At 49.2% G+C, this 24968-nt stretch carries 17 protein-coding genes; 10 read left to right on the top strand and 7 right to left on the bottom strand.

The genetic code is table 11. From position 1 onward, the window contains the following. Positions 1 to 20 precede the first annotated feature (20 nt). The 4 genes from V5T57_RS11710 to V5T57_RS11695 form a co-directional block, all read right to left on the bottom strand. On the bottom strand, positions 21 to 1166 hold the full coding sequence (locus V5T57_RS11710; RefSeq protein ID WP_332891404.1) for an FIST signal transduction protein: 1146 nt from the start codon (positions 1164 to 1166) through the stop codon (positions 21 to 23). A gap of 982 nt (positions 1167 to 2148) precedes the next feature. Further along, a complete protein-coding gene (locus V5T57_RS11705; RefSeq protein ID WP_332891403.1) occupies positions 2149 to 3099 on the bottom strand; it encodes a hydrogen peroxide-inducible genes activator in 951 nt (316 codons plus the stop codon). Next, positions 3096 to 3488 (bottom strand): hypothetical protein, encoded by a 393-nt coding sequence (locus V5T57_RS11700; protein ID WP_332891402.1) that lies wholly within the window; start codon positions 3486 to 3488, stop codon positions 3096 to 3098. Before V5T57_RS11700 ends, V5T57_RS11705 begins: the two co-directional genes overlap by 4 nt. Then, positions 3466 to 4407 carry an exopolyphosphatase gene (locus tag V5T57_RS11695; RefSeq protein ID WP_332891401.1) on the bottom strand — a complete coding sequence of 314 codons (942 nt, stop codon included), beginning with the start codon at positions 4405 to 4407 and terminating at the stop codon, positions 3466 to 3468. The genes V5T57_RS11700 and V5T57_RS11695 overlap by 23 nt, the downstream gene beginning before the upstream one ends. Before the next feature lie 300 nt (positions 4408 to 4707). On the opposite strand from V5T57_RS11695, the gene V5T57_RS11690 reads away from it, so the two are divergent. The 4 genes from V5T57_RS11690 (at position 4708) to V5T57_RS11675 (ending at position 9767) form a co-directional block, all read left to right on the top strand. Further along, positions 4708 to 5817 carry a DUF3179 domain-containing protein gene (locus tag V5T57_RS11690; RefSeq protein ID WP_332891400.1) on the top strand — a complete coding sequence of 370 codons (1110 nt, stop codon included), beginning with the start codon at positions 4708 to 4710 and terminating at the stop codon, positions 5815 to 5817. A gap of 96 nt (positions 5818 to 5913) precedes the next feature. Further along, positions 5914 to 6681: a molybdate ABC transporter substrate-binding protein gene (gene modA, locus V5T57_RS11685; protein ID WP_332891399.1), complete on the top strand. Its 768-nt coding sequence runs from the start codon at positions 5914 to 5916 to the stop codon at positions 6679 to 6681. Further along, positions 6678 to 8873: a sensor histidine kinase gene (locus V5T57_RS11680; RefSeq protein WP_332891398.1), complete on the top strand. Its 2196-nt coding sequence runs from the start codon at positions 6678 to 6680 to the stop codon at positions 8871 to 8873. The genes modA and V5T57_RS11680 overlap by 4 nt, the downstream gene beginning before the upstream one ends. 12 nt (positions 8874 to 8885) lie before the next feature. Then, complete coding sequence (locus tag V5T57_RS11675) at positions 8886 to 9767, top strand: radical SAM protein (protein ID WP_332891397.1); 882 nt, start codon at positions 8886 to 8888, stop codon at positions 9765 to 9767. Here V5T57_RS11675 and V5T57_RS11670 read toward each other — a convergent pair. Then, positions 9764 to 10627 (bottom strand): alpha/beta fold hydrolase, encoded by an 864-nt coding sequence (locus V5T57_RS11670; protein ID WP_332891396.1) that lies wholly within the window; start codon positions 10625 to 10627, stop codon positions 9764 to 9766. The two genes, V5T57_RS11675 and V5T57_RS11670, sit on opposite strands and share 4 nt — an antisense overlap. A gap of 943 nt (positions 10628 to 11570) precedes the next feature. Here V5T57_RS11670 and leuA point away from each other — a divergent pair. The 3 genes from leuA to V5T57_RS11655 all read left to right on the top strand — a co-directional run bounded on the left by leuA (position 11571) and on the right by V5T57_RS11655 (position 16048). Continuing rightward, the gene (leuA, locus tag V5T57_RS11665; protein ID WP_332891395.1) at positions 11571 to 13238 is read left to right on the top strand and encodes a 2-isopropylmalate synthase; all 1668 of its coding nucleotides are present in this window, start codon (positions 11571 to 11573) and stop codon (positions 13236 to 13238) included. 795 nt (positions 13239 to 14033) lie between these two features. Next, on the top strand, positions 14034 to 15374 hold the full coding sequence (locus V5T57_RS11660) for a M48 family metalloprotease (protein ID WP_332891394.1): 1341 nt from the start codon (positions 14034 to 14036) through the stop codon (positions 15372 to 15374). Further along, the gene (locus V5T57_RS11655) at positions 15374 to 16048 is read left to right on the top strand and encodes a pseudouridine synthase family protein (RefSeq protein WP_332891393.1); all 675 of its coding nucleotides are present in this window, start codon (positions 15374 to 15376) and stop codon (positions 16046 to 16048) included. The genes V5T57_RS11660 and V5T57_RS11655 overlap by 1 nt, the downstream gene beginning before the upstream one ends. Here V5T57_RS11655 and V5T57_RS11650 read toward each other — a convergent pair. Beyond that, the gene (locus V5T57_RS11650) at positions 16023 to 18047 is read right to left on the bottom strand and encodes an ATP-binding protein (protein ID WP_332891392.1); all 2025 of its coding nucleotides are present in this window, start codon (positions 18045 to 18047) and stop codon (positions 16023 to 16025) included. The genes V5T57_RS11655 and V5T57_RS11650 overlap by 26 nt on opposite strands. Before the next feature lie 321 nt (positions 18048 to 18368). Here V5T57_RS11650 and V5T57_RS11645 point away from each other — a divergent pair, with 321 nt between their 5' ends. From V5T57_RS11645 to arsJ, 3 genes are all read left to right on the top strand, one after another. Then, entirely contained in the window at positions 18369 to 18731 is a 363-nt protein-coding gene (locus V5T57_RS11645) for a metalloregulator ArsR/SmtB family transcription factor (RefSeq protein ID WP_332891391.1), read from the top strand. Positions 18732 to 19075: 344 nt separating this feature from the next. After that, positions 19076 to 20077 (top strand): ArsJ-associated glyceraldehyde-3-phosphate dehydrogenase, encoded by a 1002-nt coding sequence (locus V5T57_RS11640; protein WP_332891390.1) that lies wholly within the window; start codon positions 19076 to 19078, stop codon positions 20075 to 20077. Positions 20078 to 20298: 221 nt separating this feature from the next. Continuing rightward, a complete protein-coding gene (gene arsJ / locus V5T57_RS11635; protein WP_332891389.1) occupies positions 20299 to 21510 on the top strand; it encodes an organoarsenical effux MFS transporter ArsJ in 1212 nt (403 codons plus the stop codon). Here the strand turns inward: arsJ and V5T57_RS11630 are convergent. Then, entirely contained in the window at positions 21489 to 24905 is a 3417-nt protein-coding gene (locus V5T57_RS11630) for a bifunctional diguanylate cyclase/phosphodiesterase (RefSeq protein WP_332891388.1), read from the bottom strand. The genes arsJ and V5T57_RS11630 overlap by 22 nt on opposite strands. Between the last annotated feature and the right edge of the window lie 63 nt (positions 24906 to 24968).

Raw genomic sequence — 24968 nt, 5'->3', positions numbered from 1 at the left:
CCAAATTGGTCATTAATGGCTCAAACTTCATGGATAAAGGTTACCGTCATGGTCTGATTGTGTAGCTTACAGTCTGTTGTGGTTGAAAAAGGGCTGATTTCACCATAGGAGTAAAAACCGGTCAAAACCACATCACCTCCAAGGGTTTCTGCCACAACTTCGACCTCTTCATCCACTTGATCCCCCATGACGAGCTTGCGCCCCACACAGCTCACCAAAATGGCCAAGCCATCACGAATGCCCCCCCCGACCCGCTCACGTGTTGCTTGAGCGGCTTGTTCTGCACCATCAACCAAACCATCGGTACTGGCATGCATCAGACGGAGATACCCTTCTGCATCAATATCCCCTGCGAGCACCAGAGAACCAGCCTCTTCATCAACCCCCAGGATGGTACGGATCAAACCGACCTGTTCATGGTCCGCATTGAGCATTTCAAATGGAAACAGCAAGCCAGAGGCCGGTAGATCTTTGGCATATTCACCCAAATATTTTTTATAAATATTCAAGGCAGGTTCATTATCTAACTCAAAGAGTACATTACCTTCACAGCGGGTCACTTTACGTGGAGGACCAAAAGGAGACCACCCACCGAAGGAACCATGGCCGATACGGACAGCCTCTCCACACAAACCCACGGCAACGACTTGATCATCAGAAATACCTTGAGGGGTTAAAACCAGGGTGCGTTCAAACTTCCCACCATCTCCGGCTAAACCTCCAGTAATGGGAATATCTTGCCCAAGGTTCTCGATCAGCCCTTCAATAACACCACTGCCATTAATGGCCAATCCCTTACCAAACAACAGCACTGCAGAAGGTTGGTGGGGTTTGAGAGTTTCCCCCAGTTGCACGCCAGCCTGTTTGGATGCTTCCATCGCCCCCACTTCATTATGTGCGATATGAATTTGCACCCCATCAAACTGTACCGCGGTCACCACGCAGTGATCATCAAACACCCCATCGGCTGTAATCTCACCAGCGGTTGTACAGCCAACCAATTGTGCTGCAGGAAAACAGTGATTTAAACGTGTAACAAAGTCGGCCTTGTCAAAAAAAGCGACCGAACCAAAAACCAGAACCAATTGAGGATTAATCTTTGAAAGATCAACCAGTTCATCAGATTTCCAATCAACATTAGTCAGAACGTGTTGCGCACTCTTCACAATTAGAACTCCCCAATAAAGAACCCCCTCAACACAGGTTATTATCCTGCGCCATTATGCCTCACTCTGCCAGTTTAGCTGCTACGGCCCATCATCGCCAACTATATATCACAGCCGAGTAAAGCTAGGTCTGCATGTAGGGAACCCATGGTCCAGGTCACGCAGATAAAAGGCAAATAGGCATAAGGTACCGCCGACCTCACCACACCTGGAGCTACCTGTACGCCCCCAAAAGATATGAAGAGATAAAGATTGCCCAAAGGCCTCTTACAGGGTCACATGAGACTCACCATAGAACGGTCATGGTCATCGTGCTCAAAACAACCTGAAACCCTAGTGTTTATACCCGTGCGATCAGCCTCTATCCATTCGACGCCATCGATAGAATAGAACATCACTGCAACTACAGGCGCAGTTGTCCTTTTAAGGTTAGAGGGAGCCCCCATGAGCATGTGACGGCCCCACTCTTTTGGGATACCTCGGCTAGGAGAACGGTAAACCGCTGAAAGATTTCACGCTCAGACGGCATATATGCTTGGGATTTAGGAGTAGATGCGCACGTTCGAGCCGGCGTAAGAAGCTTTAGTATCGTCAAGGTGTGTCGATAACGGCCCTCAACCATAAGGTGATGAAGGCCACCCTCCTAGAGCTAGACTTCATTAGCTGGGCTGGCGCTACCTTGAAAATCACAAGGCTCAAACCACACAGCCAAACAACGGGGAAAAATAGATTAAATACCTTTTAACAATCCTCATTTGAGCAAGTTTTACCGACCTTCAGACCTCACCTTTTATGCCATAGGGCTTACAACGATAGCTCCAGGGCCTTTTATTCATCATTGTCCACAGAATAAAAAAGGATCCTCACCAGGCTTAAGATCACCGATCTTGCCCGGGTAGTGCGCCAAAACAGCGCAGACACACGCGGCTCGACCCGACTATGTATAAGGCGGCAAACAGTAACAGCCTTTTGTGATGGATGCTTAGAGCTCTTTCATTTGCTTTGGCATACCAGCCTGGAGCGCTTGAACTACCTGTTCAAAAATTTCTGGGTTGGGGAAGGACTCTCGCCAAGCCAAAGCCACCCGCCGCACAGGGGCAGGATCTTTAAAATAAGCATAGCGCAGCGCCGAGCGGCTCTGTTCTGGACAGTTCATCGCACTACAAACCATGGTGGTAATAGAGCCCAGCGGTAACACCGTAATACCCACACCTGAAGCAACCATATGCCGAATGGTCTCCAGTGAACTCCCTTCAATAATATTGTGCATGCCTGTCACCGTATCGGCTACCTGATGGCAAGCAGGGCAGATTTCCAAAACTTGATCACGAAAGCAGTGCCCTTTTCCCAACAACAACAACTGCTCAGAGGCCAGATCATTTCCATCCAGATCATTACGATCCACCCAGCCATGATCAGCAGGCACCCCAACGACAAAAGGCTCATCATAGATCGGCTGGGTAACAATACCTGGTTCATCATAGGGCAAGGCGATGACCATTGCATCCAGCTCCCCCCGTTTCAGCTTTTCTGACAAAACCGCTGTAAAGTTCTCTTCCAACAGTAGCGTCAGATCAGGGGCTTGCCGATGAAGCTCCGGTACAAAGCCAGGGAACAGATAAGGAGCGATGGTAAAGATAGCACCTAAGCGCAAAGAGCCCTTTAGAGGATCGGCATCCTCTCCCCGTGCGGTTTGACGAATATGCTCCACCGCCTCAAGGGCCTGTTTAATCCGTACCAGGACCCGCTCCCCTTCAGGGGTTACCCGCACCTCATGTTTAAAGCGCTCAAATAAGATCACCTCAAGCTCCTCTTCCAGGTTGCGTACGGCAACACTGAGAGAGGGTTGGCTGACGTGACAGCGCTTGGCTGCACGACTAAAATTACCCTCTTGGGCAACCGCGAGCACATAACGTAGCTGATTAAGATTCATCGCCCCTCACTTTCCAAGCTCTGCATACCCCATGCACCACCCCCACACCACGGCACCCATACGACCCCTTGCAGGATATCCACCCCACTCACATCCTCAAGCTGCCATTCCCACATCCCTGCCAACTGCACATGCTCTAAAAATGCGGATAGATGGCTGGACGGCAAAGCCTCAAAGGGAATGATCATACCATCCAACCCATGAGGCTCCAGGCGTTGCACCACAGCGCCACTTTTTTCTAAAGCTGCGCAGACTTGAGGAACCAACCGTGACAATTCACCGCCTGGTGACCAGACCTGTAAATGACAAACGCCGACCCTAAGGTCGGCGTTTGTCGGTGCATCTGCAGGTAGATTAGTGTGCGGATCAACCATCGCTAATAATGGCATCCAGCAACTCTTTTTGAACCCGCATATAATCTTCATTAGGAACCTGACAGGTTCCTGCAGCATGGTGACCACCCCCACCATACTTCAAACACAGCTCACCAATATTGGTTTTGGAACTGCGGTTGAAAATGGATTTACCCAAAGCAAACACCGTATTTTTACGATCTTTACCCCACAAAACGTGCATGGAGATGTTGCACTGAGGATAGAGCGCATAAACGATGAAGCGGTTACCTGCATGAATGGTTTCATCCATACGCAGATCAAGGATCGCCAAATTTTCTTTAATTTTGGTACGCATCTGAATTTGGGTTTTGAACAGTGTTTCCTGTTCAAAGTAAAGATCAACCCGCTCTTTAACATCCGGCAGCGCCAAAATTTCTTCGATCGTATGGTTACGGCAATAATCGATCAACTGCATCATCAACTCATAGTTGGAGATGCGGAAATGACGAAAACGGCCAAGCCCAGTCCGAGCGTCCATTAAGAAGTTCATCAACGCCCAACCGTCGGCAAACAGAACTTCCTCTTCATTGTACTGGGCAGAGTCAGCTTTATCGACCTCAACCATCATATCATCAGAAATGGTCGGGAACTTCTCTTTGCCACCATAGTAGTCATAGACTACACGGGCTGCAGAGGGCGCTGCACCATCAATGATCATATTTTCAGGCAAACCATTACCCTGGTTCACACGCACAGTTTCACTGTGGTGGTGATCAAAGCAGAGGTGGCAGCCAGGTACATATGGCAAGTTGGTCGTGATATCCCGTTCGGTGATATGGATGGTACCATCCTGCATATCCTTGGGATGTACAAACTTGATGTCATCGATCATATCCAGCTCTTTGAAGAGCACGGCACAGACCAGACCATCAAAATCACTACGGGTTACAAGGCGGAATTTATCGGATGCCATTCTTTAAAGTCCCTCAAAATCAAGGCTGCCCTGGTTCTCATTCAGACGCACGGCAGATTAAACAACAGTACGCCACAAGCCCCCACAGACCAACCCATTGGCAAAACGGTGACATGACATATCTTCACCGGATGAACTTAACCCAACCAGCAAGCTTGGGTAAAGCCCTAAATGGGGGAATTAACCGGTATTTAGCCTTTAAAAGACGCTTTTACAGATCATCTTCCCCATGTAGGTGTGAACCATTCATCGACTAAAAGGTTCAAAACAGTAATCGGATCTATAGGTGGGGAGGATAAGATGAAACGCTTAGCTCAGCTCTTAACTCTATTCTTGACACTACTGACACACCCCCTTTGGGGTAGCCCGTTCGGCGCTGACTGGTCACAGACAGATTTTTCAAAAAAAAACGTAGACCTTGCACAAATTCAATCTGGCGGCCCCGGTAAAGATGGTATTCCAGCCATCGACCACCCCCACTTTGTATCCCCCGACCAAGCCCGTCAGTGGCTGCATGACAAAGAACCCGTCATTGCCCTGGTGCTGGGTGATGATGCCCGAGCCTACCCTCTACAAATTTTAATCTGGCATGAAATCGTCAATGACGTGGTGCAAGGCCAGCCGGTTATGGTCACCTTCTGTCCGTTATGTAATGCGGCCATGAGTTTTAAACGCACCCTTAAGAATAAGGTCTATGATTTTGGTGTCAGTGGCCTGCTGCGACACAGTGATATGGTGATGTACGATCGCCAAACCCATAGTTGGTGGCAGCAATTTACAGGTACTGGAATTGTCGGCACCCATACAGGGACACAACTGCACACGCTGCCTAGCCCCATTATCAGCTTTGCCCATTTTTATAAAGCACACCCTGAAGGCAAAGTGCTCTCTCGCCAGACTGGTCATTCTCGTCAATATGGCCATAACCCATACCGAGGCTATGACCGGATCGGCAACGATCCCTTTCTGTTAGAAGGCGATGCCGACCCTAGACTGCCAGCCATGGAGCGGGTTCTTGGCTTAAGTGACGGACAACAGATGCACCGCATCTACCCTTTTCAATTCCTTCAAGAACACCCCCTTTTTCAGGATCAATTTCAGGAAACACCCTTGGTAATTTTCAGCCGTATGGGCACACTCTCTGCGCTGGATGCCGGTAAAATCCACCAAGGTCGCGAAATTTTACAAGCGGCAGCCTATGATCGTCGCCTAAAAGATCACGGCACCTTAGATTTTATCCAGCACCAGGGGGAGATTTTAGATAAGCAGACACGCTCCCACTGGAATCTCTTAGGACAAGCTGTTTCTGGGCCTCTTCGTGGTCAACGGCTCTCACAAAAGGATCAAGGCGTTCACTTTGCTTTTGCATGGTTGGTGTTCCGACCAAGCTCTGAGATCAAACAACCCTGACATTCTCATTCACACCCTCTGCACAATGGGCTATGATCAGTTCATGACAGATATCACTTTAGGCGCACAGCCTCCGTGGCGAGGGGGAGTAGAGCAATGAAGGGAAGCAAACCACTATGGGTCCTCATATGGATTCTCATAACCGCCTATCCCTTTTCGGCACCTGCTGAACCCCTTACACTTGCGGTGGCCAACTCTACTTGCAATCTTTTTCACGCTCTCTCCAGCCACTATTCACCCCAACACCCCATTACGATCCTGTGCAAATCTTCAGGGCGGTTGGCAAAAGGCTTGGATGGGGATGCCATTCATGCTGACTACTATCTATCGGCCAACAAAAAATGGATGGACTTTATGGTGTCACAGCAACTGGTGACCCCGGCAACCCGGCATATACCGTGGAGTAACCGCCTCGTCGTTGCCTCATCCCAAAAAGATCGCATCGAACTGAACACCCTTGAGGATCTGGATTCACCAAAAATCCATACCATTTTAATTGGTGACCCCAGCACAGCACCTTTTGGACGGTATGCCAAGCAGGCCTTAAAACAGAGTGGTATTTGGAACCAGGTTCGCGCCAAAGTTATCACCCGAAAGCATATTACTCTGCTGGCTGATGATTTGGCGGAATCATCCGAAGGCACAGTGGGCATCCTGTTTTCAACCAACTTAAGCAAACACCATAAAGAGATACATTCCATCTCTGCGGAGCGTCACACCCCTATTCGCTATCATGGTGCCATACTGACACAAAGCCGCAACAAGAGTGAGGCAAAGCGCTTCATCACCTTTTTGCAGAGCCAAACTGCACAAGCAGTCATGACCAAATTTGGATTCATCCCTCTGCACCCGGAATCTCCATGACTGGCCTAAAATCCTACCGGAATCTTCCGCTCTATTGGCAACTTTTAGCCCCCATGTTGTTGGTCATCACCCTATGGTTTGGCAACACGGTCCATGCTCTCATGGGGCTAGAAGAAGCTCAAACACGACTTAAAGGCCTCTATGCCGATGAAGTTCATACCGTTATTGCGGTTGAACAACTTCAAATGCGCATTACCCGCATGCACCTTTCACTACTCAAGCATCTCACCAGTGAAAGCGCCACTAAGATGGCTCAGTTGGAAATGTCTCTGGACACCAATACCCAGAAGTTACAAAAGATGCTTTTGGACCTTGAGTACACCGTTTCCAATACCCACCCAGCTCATGAGATTAATCTGGAAAAAATGCGTAATGCCTACCAGTGGTATTTAACCTCTCTGGCCCGGGTGTTGGATCTGAGCGCTGACTTTGAAAAAGAGCAGGCGCTGCGCCTTTTGGAAGATGAGACAGGGCCTGCATTGGAGGCTGTCAACCAACAGACGATGAACCTGGCTCATCTGGAAGAGGGCCATATGGCAGGGGGCTTTGAAGAAGCTCTTAATCTAGAACAAGACAGTTTTTTCACCACATTTGTGGTGAGTATTTTCATGGCACTACTCTCCTGGTTGATCATCTGGCTCACATCACGCAGCACCTCTATGCGGCTCAGCCAGTTGGTCGGTAGTGCAGAATCCTTAGGACAAGGCAACCTAAACACCCGCATAGAAAGCGATACCCAGGATGAAATCGGTCGCCTTGGTCAAAGTTTGAATACCATGGCCATCAAGCTGGAAGAGGCCATGACCGAAGAGCATTTGGCCTCGGTCGCGGTACAGCAAGCCAACCAAAAGTTGCGCATGGCACAAGACCGGTTGGAAGAGCGGGTTAAAACTCGGACCGAAAGTTTGACCCAAAGTGAGCAACGACTCCTCTCTGAAGTCACCATCCGTTCAGCCCTAAACACCTTACTTGAGCGCTCTTTCTCGGCAAATACCATTCAGGAATTAATGGAGGTCTGCCTAGAGACCTTGCTTGCCCAACCCTTTTTAGGTCTCGCCCACCAAGGTGGCTTTTTCCTTATTCATCCTGAAAAGCGCCACCTTGAGCTGCGTTGCGCGGTTGATTTCCCGCAGCCTTTGACAGATATGTGCCGGATGGATGAAGAGCAGCCGTGCATATGCCATAAAGTACTGAGTGACGGAAAAGTACGCTTTGACCGTTTACAACAGCCCCTACGTTCAGATGAAACATCCGATATTCTTGAATTTTACGCCGTACCAGTTTTGGTTGAGGGTGGCATGTCCGGCGTCATCATTCTTATGGCAGAACAACACGGGGCCAACCGCATAGAAACGATTGATTTTCTTCAATCAACAGCACGGGTAATTGCGACAGCCCTTAAACGTCTCTCTTTGCAAAGTTTAATGCTGCAACAGGAAAAACTGGTCTCCCTTGGTGAGATGGTTGCAGGTGTCGCCCATGAGGTAAACACCCCGGTAGGCATTGGTGTAACTGCATCTTCTGAGCTGGCGGATACCACCCGCCAATTTAAGCAGCTGCTGCAGAAAGAGGGCATCAGCCAAGAAGAGCTCGAAGACTATTTGAATACAGTGGATGGCTTTAGTCGACTCATTCAGGAGAGCATGCAACGCGCGGCTACCTTGGTACGTAGTTTTAAAATGGTTTCGGTGGATCAATCCAGCGAAGAACGCCGTCATTTTAAATTAAAACAGCATATTGAGGCCGTCACCACCAGCCTGCAGCACCAACTAAAAAGTGCACAGGTACAGATCCAACTCACCTGCCCTGAGCAGCTGGAACTTAATAGCTTTCCAGGCGCTTACGCACAAATATTCACCAACCTTATTCAAAATTCCATTGTGCATGGCTTTGTGCAACAAACCAATCAGTCTGGGTTGATTGATATTGAGATTTCACAACAAGGCATGATGCTTCAGCTGCTCTATCGGGATAATGGGTGCGGCATTGACCCGATAGCACGACAGAAGATTTTTGAGCCCTTTTTCACCACCCAGCGGAATCGGGGTGGTAGCGGTTTAGGCATGCACATTGTCTTTAACCTCATTACTGGCCGTCTGGAAGGGACCATCGTCTGTGAGGAGCCAACCACACATGGCGCTCAATTCCGGATTAATTTACCTCTCCTTGAAACACCACCTCTGAGCGATTAAAGATGCCCCACCATGCTTAGTTATGAACAGCCGTTGTACCGTCCCCCTTCAGAAGGGGATAACCTGATTTTGCAGGCCACCATTGGTTGCAGTTACAATCGCTGTACATTTTGCAGCATGTACCACCACAAAACATTCCGGGCCAAACCGCTGGATCACATGCTCGCTGAGATCGACCAAGCAGCTTTAGATTGGACAGATGCCCGCCGTATTTTTTTAGCCGATGGGGATGCCCTGGTTCTGCCGACAGACCATTTAGAACATATTCTCGATCATTTAATCTTACGTTTCCCCCGCTTACAGCGGGTTAGCAGCTATGCACTACCTTCAAATTTAAGCAAAAAAAGTGTTGAGGAACTCACACGATTAGCGGACAAAAAATTAAACCTGCTCTATTACGGTATTGAAAGTGGTGATACAGAAATTCTCAAGATTATTCAGAAAGGGACCTCGCCCCAAAGCATGGTGCGTGGGTTATGGAAGGCGCATGAGGCGGGCATGAAGGTTTCGGCCACAGTCATTCTTGGCCTGGGCGGATCACAACGTTGGCAACAGCATATAACCCATACAGCAGAGCTGATTAATCAAGCTCCTCTGAACTACCTCTCTACATTGCAGCTACATCTCGACCCTGCGGTGGAACAACAGTTTTTGAATAGCTTTAAAACCCCCTTTAACTTTCAAGAAGATACCGCAATCTTGAAAGAGCTTGCCTTGCTTTTAGAAGGGATCACCGCTCCCCCCAGACGCTTGATCTTTCGCTCCAACCATGCCTCCAACGCTTTAGCTCTTGCAGGCAACCTGCCGGACCATCGCGAAAAGTTACTGGCTCAGATTCATCAGGCTTTGGATCATACAGAAATGCTGAGACCCACCTGGATGCGTAGCCTTTAGCCACCCTGGAGTTGCTGATTAAACCGCTGTAGCTGTGCCACAAATTGCTCAGGCTGATCGGCATGCACCCAATGGTCGGCCGCAGAGATCTCAACCCCTTCAATACACGGGTTACAGGCGACCATAGCATCAAACGTATCACGTGGCAGGTAGCGTGAACTCTGCCCACGCATCAGCAAGGTCGGCCGGTTTAACGCTTCAATTTGATCCCAACGGGCACGATCTGTAGACCGGGCAACACTGGCCACAATACCGGGCTTATAGAAGCGCCAATCAGCCTCCCCCGATGCGTGTTCAATTAAGTTGGAATAGAGATAGGGACCCAAGGTTTCAACCTTTTCCCAGCCAGCGGCTAAAGCCTGATGTGGAAACTCCGTCTCAAAATAGAGTTTAGCGGCCTCTTTACTCTCAAAAGGAGTAGGGACCATCTCCAACAACTGTACTGTCCGATCAGCTGCCCCACTATGGCCACCTGGACCAATATCCACGATCACTAAGCCTTGTAGTCGTTCAGGATAGAGATGCGCAAAGGTCATGGCGACCCGCCCTCCCAGACTGTGCCCGACCAAAACGATTTTCTGCCAATCTAAGGCATCCAGCAGCGCCTTAAGATCTTCGGCATAATCTTCCAACGCATAACCATCCCTTGGTTTAAATGAGCGCCCATGCCCACGCTGATCATAGGTTAAAATCTGCCGATCTGACTGCAGGGCACGCACAATTTTGCGCCAGTTATTACCTGACCCCATCAAACCATGTAAAAACACCCAACGGTTTTGGGTGTTTTCCCCAGCAACTTGATGATGAAAAGAGGATAAAACATCCATAAGCACCCCACCCTTAACAAGAAGAAAAGCCATGCAGATCATACCTGCTTACAGGTAAGAGGCTCTAGCGTAAAAAAAGGTTTTGCATCTTTCATGAACCAAGCTGAAGTAATTAAGAGTGCTCTGTTCATACAGTCATGAAAGATCAAAATTTTTAATAAGACGAACCTGAAACATATTGGCATGATACATAAAAAAAACACCCTTACTTTTGCAGCCTTAACGATACCGGTACTGACTCAATCATCCCGCATCCTGTGTGTTAAGCAGCCTATGTTGACCCTAAACAGGAGCACAAACATGACTTCTTTTAACACCTCCCCACCCCCAAAAGCGTCATGGGCACCCCCCCTTATACAAACAACGGACAATAATCGGTTAATTCTCCATACGCTGGTTATCCTCCTCCTCTCAAGCTCACTGCAGCTTGCGACATGGGTCTTCCTTAGCCCGCTTCCTCAGCATCCGTTAGCCCCACCCCCTGATCTAGGCCACATAAGCTACCAAGGCTAACCCCCCTACAAAAAACAAGCTTTAGCATGTTTTTTGCTTTACAAAATCACACCATCCCTTTTAGGGTATGTAGACCGTTTTCGTATTCTTTTTTTAAGAAGCTTGTGATGATGTCACACATCTACGCATATATCGCTTCTCAAGCGAACTCCCCCAGGCCCGCCCTACTATGGCGCCACGGCCTACCCCTGCTGCTGCCGTAAGGCAGATACGCACGCATCACCCCAAGGTCGGTACCTACCTAAAATGGTACACCCCCAATGCGTTACAAAAACCTGCCAACAGGAGGGCAAGGTGAACACCATGTGCATCCGTTTTTATTCCGATTTGCGTCTAACCCCAAATCAGCTAGGCCCGCGACTAGCGTAGTTTACGCACGGCCTCAACTTTACGCGACGCCCAGAACTGGGCCATAAATCGGATAAAACACCACTTGGTGAATGAACATTTTAGGAGCAGCACCATGACCATGCCCTTTAATAAATATACAGCTTACCCCCCTATTGATCTCCCCAACCGTCAGTGGCCCACACGCACCCTGCAACAGGCACCAACTTGGTGCAGCGTCGATTTGCGTGATGGTAACCAAGCCTTGGCCAACCCTATGGGACCAGAGGCCAAACGACGCATGTTTGATTTGTTGGTGAAGATTGGCTTTAAGGAAATTGAAATTGGTTTTCCCTCAGCCTCACGGGACGATTTCCAGTTTTTGCGGGATTTAATTGAACAAAACGCCATTCCGGACGATGTCACCGTACAGATGTTGGTGCAGTCCCGTGCCCATTTGATTGAGCGTACTTTTGAGGCTCTCCAGGGCGCCAAACGGGCCATTGTGCATCTCTACACCCCCACCTCAACGTTGCAGCGTCGGGTTGTGTTCAATAAAAGCCAGCAAGAGATTATAGATGTTGCTGTCGAAGGTACCCGCATGATCAAAGAGCACGCTCAACGCTGCTCGGATACAGAGATAGTGTTGGAGTTTTCTCCAGAGAGCTTCACCGGCACAGAGTTGGATTTTGCCTTGCGCATTAGTGAAGCGGTCCAGGATGCATGGCAACCGACACCTGATAATCCGTTAATCCTTAACCTTCCCGCCACGGTAGAGATGTCGACACCCAACATCTATGCCGATCAAATCGAGTGGGTACGTAACCACCTTAAGGATCCAGATAGTGTGGTCATCAGCCTGCATGCCCACAATGACCGTGGCACAGCCGTGGCGGCCACCGAGCTGGCCATGTTAGCGGGTGCAGGTCGTGTAGAGGGCACCTTGTTTGGTAATGGGGAACGCACAGGTAACACCGATATTGTAGCTGTTGCCATGAACCTGCATAGCCAAGGGATCGATCCAGAATTGGATTTTTCCGACATGCCTAACATCATCCAAACCAGCGAAAGCTGCACCGGTATGGATGTACCCCCGCGTCAACCTTATGCGGGAGAGCTGGTCTTTACAGCCTTTTCTGGCAGCCACCAAGATGCTATCCGCAAAGGATTACATATCCATAAAGAGGAACAAGCCAGTCAATGGACGGTTCCCTACTTGCCCATTGATCCAGAAGATCTTGGACGCCACTACGAACCGGTTATCCGTATCAATAGTCAATCGGGCAAAGGGGGTATGGCTTTTGTTATGGAGGAGCGTTGTGGCATCCATATGCCTAAATCCATGCAGGTTGAGTTCAGCCGCGTGGTGCAGAGCATGGCTGATGAAATGGGCCGTGAGCTTGAACCTGAAGAGATCGAGCGTGCGTTCTTCCAAAACTTTGTCATGCAAGAGACCCCCTATCAATTGGGACAGGTCGAACATCGGGAAGAGTCTGAGGAAGTTCATCATCTCCATGTTGACCTTACCCATGATCAGCAAACACAAACCTTACAGGCACAAGGTACAGGGCCCATGAGTGCCTTGGTCAACGCCTTGGAAGCCAGCTATGGTCATGCTATCCGCATTCATGACTACCACCAGCATGCCCGAACTGCAGGCCGGGATTCTGAAGCCGTGAGTTTTGTACAGATTACCATTGATGGATCAGACCCTATTTTTGGTGTTGGCGTACATACCGACAGTAGCCGCTCTGCATTGGAAGCTGTTTTATGTAGCATCAACCGTGCATTAGCCAGTCACTAAGCGTTGTTAAGGCGGGTCACCAATCGGTGACCCGCCCCCCCTTCTTTATCAATTCCTTACCGTCACACCCCTGCTCTACCCCAAGATCCCCCCCTAGAAACTTGGCCTGTTAATGCTCAAGACATCTCGCATAAACACATGTGTCTAGCCTTCCATCTCAATCGTTCATCTATGGGTATAAAAACAAGCCGTTTCTCCACCTCTATTTTCAGAAGAAGCCAGATGATTATCACCAATGCAACCCTATGATAGACCATAATTTACTAGGTGGTCTTGCTGTCGGTGCCCCCCTTATAGGTAGATCATCACGACACGTGGTTAGCGCTTACACACCATGCCCCCTTATTTAAACCCAGCAGACTCAAAGACAGCATGGTTTTAGCCCAATTCAGCCAACCTAGAACACACGTCTTTCTTGGTGGCTTCATAACCGCAAACGAACACAACGACCCTTTCATAATCATAAAGGTATCGTGGCTTTGCGACAGAGTAGCGGGAGAGATCATGAATAACGATGAATAGGTACCAACAGATTGTGGGCCATCCATCGTGAGATGAATGTTGTGACCAAGCTATGGAGCTGTTAGAACCTCTGAATCCTAAAGAGGTATGGCACAACCTGCACCAGCCCTACACCACCCTGCGTTATCCCCCCCTATTTTACCGCAACCCCCTGCACTGTATGCGTCACCCAAACATGAGATACAGCAGCCGTGTTGATGCTTCTCCTATCTCAGCAAACCCGTTAGAATAGCCTGACTCAATGTCCAGCGTGCGATCATGAGGAGCAAACAGATGTCCAGCCGTCAACACCTCTATAGCCGACGTAAAGCCATGCAACTCATGGCAATGACCACAGCGGGAATAGCGACACCGCCCCTACTCAGCGGCTGTTCCGTTAATCCTGTCACCGGCGAAAAACAACTGATGTTGATGAGCGAATCGCAAGAGTTGGCGCTTGATCGAAAACATGCACCTCAGCAATTTTCTAATGATTATGGCTCGATCCAAAATAAGGCATTAAACCACTATATCGCCGAAGTGGGTGGGGCCATGGCCAGCACCACACACCGCCCCAAAGTGCCCTATAATTACCGTGCCGTTAATGCCACCCACGTTAACGCCTACACATTCCCCGCAGGCAGCATGGCCATCACACGGGGGATTCTTCTAGAGATGGAAAATGAGTCTGAACTGGCCGGACTTTTAGGCCATGAACTGGGACATGTTAACGCACGCCATGCGGCTCAGCGTCAGACCCGCAGCCTTTTTACCAAGCTGGCACTGGCCGGAGCTGGCATGGCCAGCAGCCACTACAACAAAACAGCAGGTATGCTGGTGAGTTCACTGGGCGGGATTGCTTCTAAGGCTTTGCTGGCCAGTTATAGCCGAGATGACGAACGTCAGGCAGACGCACTGGGCATGCAATATATGGCACGCAGTGGGCATAACCCTGAAGGCATGGTTGGCCTAATGGAGCTTCTGAGTGAAAAGTCCAAGCATAAACCCAATGCTCTGGAAACGATGTTCTCAACCCACCCCATGAGCCGGGCACGCATGGCAACAGCCAAGCGCCGATTTACAAACAGTTATCGCACCCATGGCGATGCCCCCTTGCACCGCACCCGTTATATGGACCACACCGCCTCAGTCCGTGCCCAAAGGCAAACCATTGAGCTGATTCAAAAGGCCGATGAAGCCTTAGGGAAAAAGCAGGTAAAAACAGCAGAGCGCTATTTAAGGTCTGCCCTTAAAAAAGATGAAGATGACTATACGGCCCTTCTTAAAATGGCCAAAGTACAACTGGCCAAAGGCAACAAACAAGATGCTAAACATTTTGCCGACTTGGCCAAACAGGCCTATCCCCAAGAGGCACAAGCCCTTCATGTAGCAGCTATTGTCAACTTAACCCAGGGTAATCCTGCTGCCGCACGTAGCGATCTACAAGCCTATGAACAGCGCCTACCGGGTAATCCACAAACGCTCTTTTTGCATGCTCAAGCCTTAGATGATATGAACCAAAAACGTTCCGCATCACGCTACTATCTGGACTATCTTCGTACCACTCGCCAGGGGGCTTATGCCCAACACGCCCAACAGCGCTTGCTGCAGTGGGGCGTGTTAAAACCACGCTAATGAACCGGTTTAGTGAAGCAACCCTGCATGATCAGATTTTATATCTCGACCCAAACCTGCTGGTGATTAACAAACCCAACCGCATGCCGATCTACCCTGGCCCTGGTGGGGGTGAGACATTAGCTGACTATCTGCCATTACTGCGATTTGGCGCACGCAAAAACCCTGCAGCGGTTCATCGTTTGGATGCGGCTACCAGTGGATGTCTTATTTTAGGCCGCAGCAAAGGGGTGCGTCGGACCCTAAGCAATCTGTTTGGGGAGGGGTTGGTTGAAAAACTGTACTGGGCTGTGGTGCAAAACCGACCCATGCATACGCAAGGGATGATCGAACTCCCTCTTAAAGATGTTGGCTGGCCTGGCCGACCTCGAGTGAAAGTAAGGTCATCAGGTAAAATGGGCCGTACGCTTTTTCAGGAACTGGGTTACTTTAACCAACAGAGTTTACTGGCACTTATGCCCTGTAACGGGCGCACCCATCAACTGAGGGTGCATTGTGCTGCAATGGGGTGCCCTATTGTGGGTGACCCCATTTATGGAGGTGCTCACAGAGATGGTCCAGACATGCACCTTCATGCCCGCCGTATTCTGTTGCAAGGGGAGGTTCCGCACTCTTTTATCGCCCCTGCCCCCCAACACTTTATCGAGTTTATGGCACAGATGACCCCTCTTTAGCGGAGGATACACTCATCTCTAAATAGCGCTCAATCATCTCTAACAATTTCTGCTTTTTAATGGGCTTGGTTAGGTGGGCATTACAACCAGCTTCCAGACTTAGCTGTTCATCCCCAACCAAAGCATGGGCACTTAAAGCCAAAATAGGAATGGCGGGATACTGCGCTTGTGACTGCCAACGACGAATAGCACGTGTTGCAGAGTAGCCATCCAAAACCGGCATTTGCAGATCCATTAAGATCAAACTGTAATAATCAGGCGCCTTCTCCTTCACCCGATCAACCGCCTCCTGACCATTCACAACCATCTCTAACGGATAATCTGTACGTTTTAAATAGTTCTCTACAAGCAGACGGTTATCTTCAGAATCATCCACCAAAAGAATACGTCCTTGCTTTGGCGTACCCTCAGTATCTGAAACCTCTATGTGATCTTGAACAGGGGCTAAAACCGTGGGGGCCGGGATGATACAATTAAAACAGCTCCCCTCTCCGGGTATACTCTTTAGCGTAATAGAACCTTCCATGGCCTCTAAGAGTTCGCGGCAGATCGCCAACCCCAGACCACTGCCACCATGGCGGCGGGCAATGCTACCATCTTCTTGGGTAAACCGCTGAAATACGGCCTCTTGCCTATCCTGCTCAATACCTGGCCCTGTATCTTCTACGGTTAGAAGCAGTTTCTGTTCTTCAGACTGTCGTAAGACAACAGTGATCGACCCATGCGCCGTAAATTTAATGGCATTACCCACTAAGTTAACCAACACCTGTCGAATTCTCGGCCCATCCCCCACACACCATTGAGGAATATCCGGAGCAAAATCACGGTTTATTTCCAGCCCCTTCTCTGAAGAGGCTACCGAGAGATAATCCAAAGTTTCATTAAAGAGCTCAACGGGGTTGAATGGCACATGGTTAAGCGCCATCTCGCCAGCTTCGATACGGCTTAAATCCAAGATGGTATCAATCAACTCCAACAGCGCGCCACCCGAACGCTGCATCATTTTGACATAACGCAGCTGCTCCGCATTAATACCACTCTCTTGAAGCAGATCGCCCATCCCGACCACGACATTCATCGGTGTACGGATTTCATGACTCATAGCCGCCAGAAAGTTGGACTTGGCTTCACTGGCATGATCGGCTTGTTTTTTAGCCGCAATAAGCTCTTGCTCTGCTTGGCGCCGCATATCAACCATATAGGAAAAAGCATCCGACAGCTGCCCAAGCTCCCCATAATATCCACGGGGCAAAACAACCTCAAATGAACCCTTTGCCACCTCTTTTGCGGCTTCACTCAGCTGCTTAACAGGTATGACAATACGTTGAATCAAGATCCAGGTTGCCATCAAAAAAACCAGGATCAAACCCGACACAACAAGCAGCATTTGTAGACTCATAGAGTCAATATAGCGGCTTAAACTCGCATCGCGCTCCGTCAGCTCGTGCTGCTCATGCTCCATCACTTGATCAATAGCATGGACAAACTGATGCCGCACCACCTCAAACCGATCATCCAAGGCCAATATTTTTTTTGATTCACGCTCATCGATAGAGAGCATTAAGAGTGCTTGTGAAATGGAGACCAGCTTAACACCTTGCTTCTGCACCTCTTCCAGTAAGGATTGCTCATCGGGGAAAAAACGATGAACTAAGGCAGCATAGCGTCCTAAGGCATCAATAAAATATTGATGTGCCTCCTGCAGCTCTTCAGTTTCATGATCGACACGCCCCATATGTTCCTGACGTTCAATCTCATTACGAATACGTTTACTTAACACATGTTTCAGTAACATCAAGCGATTAGTTGCCCCGAACAAGGTCTCCCCTGACGCCCTAAGGGTATAGATCTCCAGAACAACCGGTGTTGTCTGCTGCTCCAGAGCTTTCCAACGTAATCGTACCTGATCACTCATTTGTAAGAGAAAAAAGGCAAGCAGAAGAATGCATAGAATAAGCAAACCATGCAGTACGATCACTTGAGTTCGAACAGAAGCCATACAGCCACCCTTTGGCACGCCATTAGTTCCGTAAAAATACGCAATTCATTTCTAAAAGCACCGATTTTTTCGCCGCTTAAGCTTTTGCCTACATAGAGACATTGTGCCTGCATAAGTGGCAAGTTACAAACCCTTTAAAGCCCATTATCTGATCATAATTATGCATGGAACACCCCCATTATCACCCAGAAAAATCCATCATTATCAACTCTCTATGATAGGGGGCATCAAAAATAGGACGGTTTTCATCTGCGTCAACCTGCCTATAATAGGCCTTGTTCCACTGGCAACCGCCTTAACCTAATGTAAGATGTCGCGTCCATGCTAACACCTCAGCTTTTTTTAAAATCACTGGTAGATGAAACCCGTTTCCGCTGCCTGCTTCTGCTCTTGACCGAAGGTGAACTTTGCGTCTGTGAACTTAGCCATGCTGTCGATGCAATCCAGCCTAAGATCTCGCGCAACTTGGCCCTTCTGCGCCAAAATGGCGTAGTCGCCAGTCGCCGCAATGGTCAGTGGATCTTCTACAGCCTGCACCCAGAGCTGCCTCGTTGGGCCGTAGAGATGCTGCAAGCGGCCCACCATGGCTGTAATGGCCAGAGCTTGCTGGATCAAGATCGCAGCCGGCTGGGGGGCATGGATAAACGTCCTAAACGCCCCCAAGAGATTCCTGCTTTTGCCTAACACACAAAAGATCGGCTAGAGACACCTATTTTTTAAGAGGGTGAACAAAGAAGGTGACAACCATCTCTATATGGGTGGCTCACGGACTTCGTTCGCCCTTTTTCATGCCTGTTGGTCAATCCTTCCACCCACTTCAAGTATAGTTGCGTATACGTATACTTTGGTATACACTTTCTACGGTTGTGATCACGCCTACCATGCCGTGATAAAGATATGGCAACTTAAGCATAGTGGCAGGGCAGACACCTTATCTCTGGTCAAAGCCACACCCTAAACAGCAAATGACATCGATATAACGACCTGTTTTTAATTATAATTATGAATGGGTTAACAAGGGGAAGATCATGAGCATTACCATTGGTATCAATGGCTTTGGTCGTATGGGGCGTTTGGGCCTGCGTGCGGGTTGGGATATGCCTGAGGTAAAATGGGGCCATATCAATGAAATCAGTACCGATGCCACAGGCTCAGCACACCTCCTCCAGTTTGACTCCGTACATGGTACATGGACACATACGTGCACAGCAGAGGGTCAGACTATTTGCATTGGGGAACAATCCATCCCCTACAGCCAGTCTGCAACGATTGAAGGCGCGGATTGGTCAGGCTGCGATCTTGTAATCGAAGCGACCGGGAAGCATCATAAAAAACCTGAATCCCTGCAGGCCTATTTTGAGCAAGGGGTCAAAAAAGTATTGGTGGCAGCACCAACAGAAGGTGCGCTCAACCTGGTTTATGGCATTAACGACCATCTGTACAAGGCAGATCAACACCACCTTGTTACCGCGGCCTCTTGTACAACCAACTGCTTGGCACCTGTGGTTAAAGTGCTGCATGAAAAAGTGGGTATTCGTCATGGTACCATGACCACCATCCATGACATTACCAATACACAGACCATCATTGATAAAGGGCATAAGGACCTGCGCCGTGCCCGCGCGTGTGGCAACTCCTTAATCCCCACCAGCACGGGCTCTGCCAAAGCGATCACCAAAATTTTCCCGGAACTCACCGGCAAACTTAATGGCTTGGCCGTTCGTGTTCCGCTCTTAAACGCATCCTTAACCGATTGTGTTTTTGAGATGTCTCGGGATGTCACTGAAGCTGAGATTAACGCCCTGTTTAAAGAGGCCTCGGAGAGCTATCTAAAGGATATCTTAGGCTATGAAGAGCGGCCTTTAGTCTCTGTGGATTATTTGAATGATGCCCGCTCATCCATTATTGATGCCCCTTCCACCATGGTTATCAACGGGACTCAACTTAAGGTTTTGGCTTGGTATGATAACGAGTGGGGCTACGTTAATCGCATGATGGAACTGGCCCATAAAATGGCTCAGGATCTCTAATCACTCGGTTTTCCAATCATACGTGTAGAGGGCCGCACCCTTTTGCGGCCCGCCCTACCCATGATGATGTGGTTCAGACTCTTTTTAAGATATGCGTACCTTGAACGTAGGTATGAAGGTTAAGATGGCCTACCTCCATCATCAACCAAACAAAGCGCTGTGTTTTTCATACATCCGCGTTGCCCCCATTAAAAACGATCAACTGTAACAGGCAAGCCACCATGTCCCCTTCCATTCGCAACTATCTGGTTATCACCGGCGGTTACTGGGCGTTTACCCTGACCGATGGTGCCATCCGTATGTTGGTGGTTTTGCATTTTCATAGCCTGGGTTACAGCACACTGGAGATCGCCAGTCTTTTTTTGTTCTATGAGTTTTTTGGCATTGTCACCAATCTTGTTGGTGGCTGGCTGGCCGCACGTATTGGCTTAAACAAAACCATGCACATGGGTATGGCCATGCAGGTCATCGCACTGGCCATGCTCACTGTCTCAGAAAGCTGGCTGACGGTTCCTTATGTCATGGCTGCCCAAGCACTATCTGGCATTGCCAAAGATCTCAACAAAATGTCAGCCAAGGCCTCTGTTAAAACCATTGTCCAAGATGACAAACAGAGCACTCTGTTTAAGTGGGTTGCTCTGTTAACAGGCTCTAAAAATGCCTTAAAAGGAGCGGGGTTTTTTCTTGGGGCACTGCTGTTGGAACAGTTGGCTTTTCGAGGTAGCTTGATCACCTTGGCAACCAGCTTACTGTTGGTACTCTTGCTGACATGGTGGCTACTGCCACATGAGATGGGCATTGCTAAAACAAAAGCCAAATTTAGCCAAGTATTTTCCAACAAACCGGCCATTAACCGACTTTCTGCCGCCCGCTTTTTTCTGTTTGGCTCTCGAGATGTTTGGTTTGTCGTGGCCCTGCCCGTTTATTTAACCCAGGTTTTGGATTGGCATCATACAGAGGTTGGGGGCTTTATGGCCTTATGGGTCATCGGATATGGCCTGGTACAAGCACTGGCCCCAAAATTGATCAACAGTAGCCACCCTGGGCCAAAGAGTGCCCTGGTTTGGGTTGCCATACTGGCACTGCTACCCGCCATTATTGTAGGAGGCATGGAACAAGGCTGGTCGGCTACCACAACCATCACCATTGGGTTGATCCTATTTGGTGCCGTTTTTGCCATCAACTCTGCCCTACACTCCTACCTGATTTTGGCCTATGCCGACCACGATAAAGTAGCGATGAATGTGGGTTTTTACTATATGGCCAATGCCGGTGGACGGCTGGCTGGCACCGTGCTCTCTGGGTGGGTTTATCTGGAAAAAGGTCTACAGGGGTGTTTGTGGGTATCCACACTGTTCTTACTGGCCGCGGCCGTGATTTCGCTCACACTACCCAAACTACCAACAACACCTCAAGCGGCACCTTCCTCATAACGCTTAAGGAACTCTTTCAAAGCCTCAATAGGCATAGGCTTGGCAATAAAGAACCCTTGTCCTGTCTCACAGTTCAACTGTTTTAGAAAGTCCATCTGTTGCTGCGTCTCAATCCCTTCAGCAACCACTTTCATACCCAAACTTTCACCCAAGTTGCAGACCGCATGAACAATGGCAGCATCTTCTGAATCAACTTCCAGATCTCGCACAAAAGATTGATCCACTTTAAGTGCATCCACCGGGAAGCGCTTTAGGTAAGAGAGGGAAGAGTAACCTGTTCCAAAGTCATCGATGGAAAGAGTCAAGCCCAAACCTTTTAAAATACTCATGGTATTGATGGCTTCATCCACATTCCCCATCACCATGCTCTCGGTTACTTCAAGCTCCAATTGCGCGGCATCAATCCCTGTTTCATCCATAACCCGCAACACAACCTGAGCTAAGTCCTCTTGCTGGAACTGCTTGGCCGATAGATTAACGGCCACACGGAGTGGATGCTCTCGATGTTTATTAAGCGCGACGGCATCCGCACATGCTTGTTGTAAGATCCAGCGCCCCAGTGGAACAATTAAACCAGTCTCCTCCGTTAGGGGAATGAACTCTGCGGGAGAGACCATACCACCGTCAGAGTGGGGCCAGCGAATGAGTGCCTCTATCCCTTCAACCCGCCCTGTCGCAAGCTCCAACTTTGGTTGATAAAAGAGCTTAAACTTCTCTTCATGAACAGCCCGTCGTAATTCTGTCTCTAAACGGACCTGTTCCGCACTGTGCCGGTTCATCTCTTCTGAATAAAAACGGAAGGTGCCACGCCCACCCTCTTTTGCCTTACCCAATGCCCGTTCCGCACATTGGATCATTCCGTTCAGACTCTCCGCATTTTGAGGATAGATAGAGATCCCTAGACTCCCCCCCAAAAACACCTCTTGCCCTTCAATCTCATAAGGCTCCTCCAATAAAGCAACGGTACGACGCGCCACAATCGCTGCATCTTCAGCCGCACGCAGTTCGGCTAAAATAATGGAGAACTCATCCCCCCCCAGTCTTGAGATGGTGTCAGAGTCACGCTCTTGCCGGTTCTCTCGACGCGCAATCAAATCCGTTTTGCGCACCAACTGCTCTAAGCGTTTGGCCACTTCAGCCAGCAGCTTATCCCCAACAGTAAAGCCAAAGGAGTCGTTAATTTGCTTAAAGCGGTCCAGATTAATCAGTACCAGTGCCACACTTTTATCATGGCGATCTGCCACCATAAACTCGTGCTCTAAACGGTTTCGGAAAAGAGCCCGGTTGGGTAATCCGGTTAATTGATCGTAGTGAGAGAGCCGCTCGAGCTCCTCCTCTGTTGCTTTTTGTTCCGTCAGATCTTGGAACATCGCAACATAGTTCAGCACCGTTCCTTCATTATCCAAGATACGGTCTATGCTTAAATACTTCGGGTAGATCGAACCATCAGAACGGCGATCCCAAACCTCACCTTCCCAATGGTTATGATCAACCAGACCTTGCCACATGCGCCCATAAAAAGCGGCATCATGCCGGCCCGATTTACCGACAGCAGGATCCTGCCCCAACACCTGAGCTTTACTAAACCCTGTCAACTCTTCATAGGCAGGGTTTACATCCATTATCTTGTTATCAGCATTGGTAATGACGATGGCCTGTCTGGCTTTAGCAATGATCTGATTAACCAAAAACAGTTTGGCTTGGGTACCTTGGTGTTCAGAGGACTCCTGGGTAAGGGCTTGGTTTGCCTGGGTCAAGTCGGCGGTACGTTCTGCGACTTCCTGCTCTAAATGCTCATTGGCCTTTTTAAGCGCGGCTTGCAGCCAGTATTGCTGGCGCAGATCGTGGCAAATACCGGTGAAAAAGTCTTCACCACCATAGCGAAAATGGCTGACAGAGAGCTGAATAGGCAGGGCCTCACCTTGTTTATTGCAAGCTTCGACTTCGCGGCTACTCCCCACAACACGATCGCCACCTTCTCTTAAAAAGCGCAGAATATACCCATCATGCTCTGCAGCTAACTGCGCCCCCATCAGTATGGAAACATTCTGCCCCAACACCTCTTCAGATTCATAGCCAAACAGCTTGACGGCACCTTGATTATAGCGCTCAACCACCCCTTGACTGTTAATGATCAAAATTCCATCAACAGCTGAATCAAAAACTGAGTTTAGGCGCTTTTCTTCCTCTTCCAACGCTTGTGTACGGGCTTCAATACCACGCCGCATCTCGACAAAAGTTTCCGCCATCCGCCCCACTTCGTCACCCCGAGGGGATAACTTCAGCGGGCGGGACTCTCCTTGACCATAGTGGAACATCACTTCAGCAAGGTGGCGTAACGGGCTGGTGACAGAGCGGGCAAACAGCACCACACCAACCATCGCTAACATCATCAAACCCAAAGTCACAAAAAGATTGCGCCGCGGCATCTCCTGGAAGGGTCCCAAAATCTGCTCACGAGAAACCGAGTAGATAAGCCCTAACTCCTGCCCCTTGCCCAGCTCAAACCAGGACATATGGGTCAGTTTATCTCCCTCTTCAAAAGAGCTGACACGATCGCCATCCATAACGGTCTGTAGCGATGAGATGTTTTTTGCCCATTCTGAAAACTCACTCCCAAGACGCCAAGAGTGACCAAGCTCTTTACCAAACTGCTTCGCTTTATCTGGATGGTACAAATAGCTGAGCTGGTCTGGCTCAACCAGATACAGCTGACCTTGCCAGGGGAAATCACGGCTGAACTGATCCAGCGCTGGACCTACATGTTTATTAATGACTAAAAGCGCTTCAGATTGACCGTCATAGTAAACCGGAGTGGCGATCCGCAAGGTAGGCATGTGAGGTTTGACGACCTTGCCATGCTCACGGTTAAGATCAAGGGATGAAAAATGGATCTGTCCCTGCTTAAGCGCCAACGTCTGTTTGACGTAGTCTCGATGCCCTTTGGATTGCAGCTGATTTTGGGGAATAACAACCGGCTGTTTCTCTTGCATCTCCACCCGGACCCACTCTTTTCCTTCCGGAGAAGAACCGATCAGACGGATCTGAAAGGTGTCTGGATGACGCAACATGAACTCTTGGAACAATTTGGCCAGACGGATACGTAAAACCTGCTCACGACTGCCATCCAGAGGATCTGCACCATGGGCTTTTTTGGCACGCAGCATGCCCCGAACGGCGGGTGCGGATGCTAAGAACAGCACCTCATTGGTAGACTCCTCATACCCCCGTGTAAAACCACGAACCTTACCATGCATCTGCAACGTCAAATCGTCAAACGCACGCTCAACCAAAAGTTGCTGAATCTGTTGATGAGAAAACCAGCCTGAAATGATGGCGATAACCACCACTAAAACACTAAAAAAGAAAACCAGTTTATGGGTTAAGCTTTTCATCCAGTGAACTTTCTTACCATAACTTACATAAAAATCACGCCCCAAGCACAGGCGCCATAAACC

The sequence above is a fragment of the Magnetococcus sp. PR-3 genome (genome assembly GCF_036689865.1).
In the GTDB taxonomy this organism is placed as follows: Bacteria; Pseudomonadota; Magnetococcia; order Magnetococcales; family Magnetococcaceae; genus Magnetococcus.
The sequence above is the reverse complement of the archived record's forward strand: the minus strand, read 5'-3'. Positions and strand labels throughout refer to the sequence as shown.